This window comes from Halochromatium sp., from assembly GCF_054919635.1.
On record NZ_JBUDPI010000386.1, the window covers coordinates 1 to 3,275 of the forward strand.

Here is a 3,275-nt window from a genome sequence, read left to right on the forward strand (position 1 = left end):
GACCACGGCCGGGATCTTTCTGGATATCCAGGATCTGCCAATGAGCGCAGAGGACCTGACCTTCCCGTTATCGCCCGAGGCCTGGCTGCTCACCAGCGCGTCGCCCGAGCTGCATGGGCGCTCAACGCGGGATGCCCTGCGCGATGGCGATGCCCGGTGCGTATTCCGGCCCATCGTGACCGCTGATTCCGATCGAACGTGACCGCTGATTCCGGCGGAACGTGACCGCTGATTCCGATTGATCGTGACCGATTTCCGGTGTTTTTCCGGAATCACCGGTCACGTTTCCGGAATGGCCGGTCACGATCTCCGGAATCGATCGTAGAGCGCTGGATTTCTTCAATCTTTTCGGCATGTCTGTGGTTTTTGCAACCACCGGAGCAGAGTATGCCGACCAAGAGGAGTCCAATGCGTAAGATCACCGAAGTCCTGAGGCTGAAGTTCGAGGCCAAACTCAGCCATGCCAAGATTGCCCGAGCCGTGGGGCTCTCCAAGGGTGCGGTCAACAAATACGTCAGCCTGGCCCAGGCGCAGGAGCTCGGCTGGCCCCTGCCCGAGGGTCTTGATGAAGCGGCCCTGCAGGCACGCCTGTATCCGCCGCGCACCGGCTCGACGCGCTATCTCGAGCCTGATCACGCGAAGCTGCACACCGAGCTCAAGCGCAAGGGCGTCACCCTGCAGCTGCTCTGGAGCGAGTACGCCGAGGCCGCCGGCGCCCAGGCCTACCGCTACAGCCAGTTCTGCGAGCGCTACCGCCAATGGGTCAAGCGCCAGAAGCGCAGCCTGCGCCAGGTGCACCGCGCCGGAGAGAAGCTGTTCATCGACTACTGCGGTCCCACCATGGAGGTGGTTGACGCCAGCAGCGGCGAGCAGCGCTCGGCGCAGATCTTCGTCGCCGTGCTCGGGGCCTCCAGCTACACCTACGCCGAGGCGACTTGGAGTCAATCCCTGCCGGACTGGATCGGCTCACATCAGCGCGCCTTCGCCTTCTTTGGCGGCGTGCCCGAGCTGCTGGTCCCGGACAACCTGCGCGCGGCGGTGCGCACACCGGATCGCTACGACCCCGAGCCCAACGCCACCTACTTGGATCTGGCCCGTCATTACGGCACGGCGATCCTGCCGGCACGGCCCTACAAACCCAAAGACAAGGCCAAAGCGGAGGTGGCCGTGCAAGTGGTCGAACGCTGGGTCCTAGCACGGCTGCGCCACCAACGCTTTTTCTCCCTCAGCGATCTCAATGTCGCCATCGGCGAGCTGCTCACCGAGCTTAACGCGCGCCCATTCCAGAAGCTGCCTGGCTCGCGGCGGGAGCTGTTCGAGCAGTTGGATCGCCCGGCCCTCAAGGCGCTGCCGGCACACCCGTTCGAGTATGCCGAGTGGCGCCACGCCAAGGTCGGGATCGACTATCACCTCAGCATTGAGGGGCGCTTTTATAGCGTCCCGCATCGGCTGGTCGGTGAGCGCGTGGAGGTACGCCTCAGCGCCGAGAGCGTGGAGGTCATGCACCGTGGCCAACGCGTGGCGGTTCATCCACGTCGAGGCGCTCAGCGCTTCTCCACCCTGGATGAGCACATGCCCAAGGCCCATCAAGCCCACCGCCAATGGTCCCCAGGGCGGTTCATGAACTGGGCGCAGACGATCGGCCCGGCAACGTTGGCGGTGGTCAAGCATCAGCTCACCGATCGCCCGCATCCCGAGCATGGCTACCGGGCCTGCCTGGGGCTGCTCAAACAGGCGCGCAGCTATGGCCCGCAACGCCTCGAGGCGGCCTGTGCACGGGCACTGGCGATCGGTGCTCCGCAGTCTCGCAGTGTGAGTTCCATCCTCCAGCAGGGGCTCGATCAGCAACCGCTTGAGGCCGAAGCCGATGGGCAACGCGCATTGCCGTTGCATGCCAATGTGCGCGGTGCGCGCTACTACCACTGAGGAGGTGATCGTGATGCTACACCAACCCCAGTTGGCGCAGTTACGCGCCTTGAAGCTCACCGGCATGGCCGAGGCGCTGGAGCAACAACTGGCTCAACCCCAGAGCATTGTGGATCTGAGCTTCGAGCAGCGCCTGGCGTTACTGCTCGAGCGCGAGCAACTGCAGCGTGACAATCGGCGCTTGGCGCGGCTGCTGAGGGCGGCGACGCTGCGCGTGTCGGCCTGTGTCGAGGACATCGACTATCGCCATCCGCGTGGGCTGCAGCGCACGCAGATGGCGGCCCTGGCCAGTGTGGATTGGATTCGTCGGGGGCAGAATCTCTGCCTCACCGGGCCGAGCGGCTGCGGCAAGACCTGGCTGGCCTGCGCGCTCGGCAATCAGGCCTGTCGCCAGGGGCTCTCGGTGCGCTATCTGCGCCTGCCACGCTTGCTGGAGCAGCTGCGCATCGCCCATGGCGATGGCAGCTGGGTGCGCCTGATGGGCCAGCTGACCAAGACCGAGCTGTTGATCCTCGATGATTGGGGGCTGCACAGGCTCAACGCCGCCCAGCGCCAGGATCTCATGGAGCTGATCGAGGAACGCCACGGCCTGCGCGCGACGCTGATCGCCAGTCAGCTGCCGGTGGAGCATTGGCATGAGCTCATCGGTGAGGCGACCCTGGCTGATGCGATCCTCGATCGGTTGCTGCACAACGCTCATCGCCTGAGCCTGACCGGGGAGTCGATGCGCCGCCGCTCAGCCCCAAGCGACACGCCGAGCCCTGAGGGTTGAACGCGGCGGTTCAGGCGTGCATCCGCCAGGGTGCAGAACGCCATGCCGGTGCTGGCGGTCTCCGTGTGGATAACGCGTGAATGCCGCAAGCGGCCGTGTGGACAAGCCGGGGACAACCCGCTCCCGGCGGGTTGCCCCCAGCTTGACCACACTCATTCACCCGTTACCCACACTGCGCCGCATGACCCCCGCAGCACGCTGAGAACGCCTGCGGCGCGACGGCGACTGATTTTTTTAAAAAAGAGAAAAGCGTCCCAGCAGCAATCGTCCTCGGTGTTCACACGAGGTCACCGATTTGACTGATCGTGACCGCTCTGGCCAAAATCGACCCACCAGCGCCACTGCAATTCTCCAAGCGGTCACGATCGCCGGAATGGGTGGTCACGTTCGTCGGAATGCGCATGCTTTCAACAACGCCCTGGGCACTATGCGCTGGCCTTGCCGAACGCGCCAGAGCGCGCACTCAGCCGATTGCGTGTGTTTGCCGGCTCCGCCTTGGAACTGGAATCACTGGCCTTTCGCGCGCGCCATCTGCCGGCGCGGATCAGCGATGTGATGGAGGTGCCTGAGGACTACA

The 3,275-nt window shown here is 64.7% G+C and carries 3 protein-coding genes; all 3 read left to right on the plus strand.

Annotated elements, in window-relative coordinates; all coding sequences use genetic code 11:
* Positions 1-202 (plus strand): hypothetical protein (locus ACY693_RS17010; protein ID WP_462322998.1); only part of this gene is annotated, 202 nt, incomplete at its 5' end.
* Positions 203-387: 185 nt separating this feature from the next.
* The gene (gene istA / locus ACY693_RS17015) at positions 388-1,926 is read left to right on the plus strand and encodes an IS21 family transposase (RefSeq protein ID WP_462322999.1); all 1,539 of its coding nucleotides are present in this window, start codon (positions 388-390) and stop codon (positions 1,924-1,926) included.
* 13 nt (positions 1,927-1,939) lie between these two features.
* Positions 1,940-2,698, plus strand: coding sequence for an IS21-like element helper ATPase IstB (gene istB / locus ACY693_RS17020; RefSeq protein WP_462323000.1), 759 nt, complete (start codon positions 1,940-1,942; stop codon positions 2,696-2,698).
* Positions 2,699-3,275: the final 577 nt, after the last annotated feature.

Bases quoted from the DNA above. Each gene is read 5' to 3' on its own strand.
- istB (WP_462323000.1), top strand. From the start codon at position 1,940: ATGCTACACCAACCCCAGTTGGCGCAGTTACGCGCCTTGAAGCTCACC.
- istA (WP_462322999.1), top strand. From the start codon at position 388: ATGCCGACCAAGAGGAGTCCAATGCGTAAGATCACCGAAGTCCTGAGG.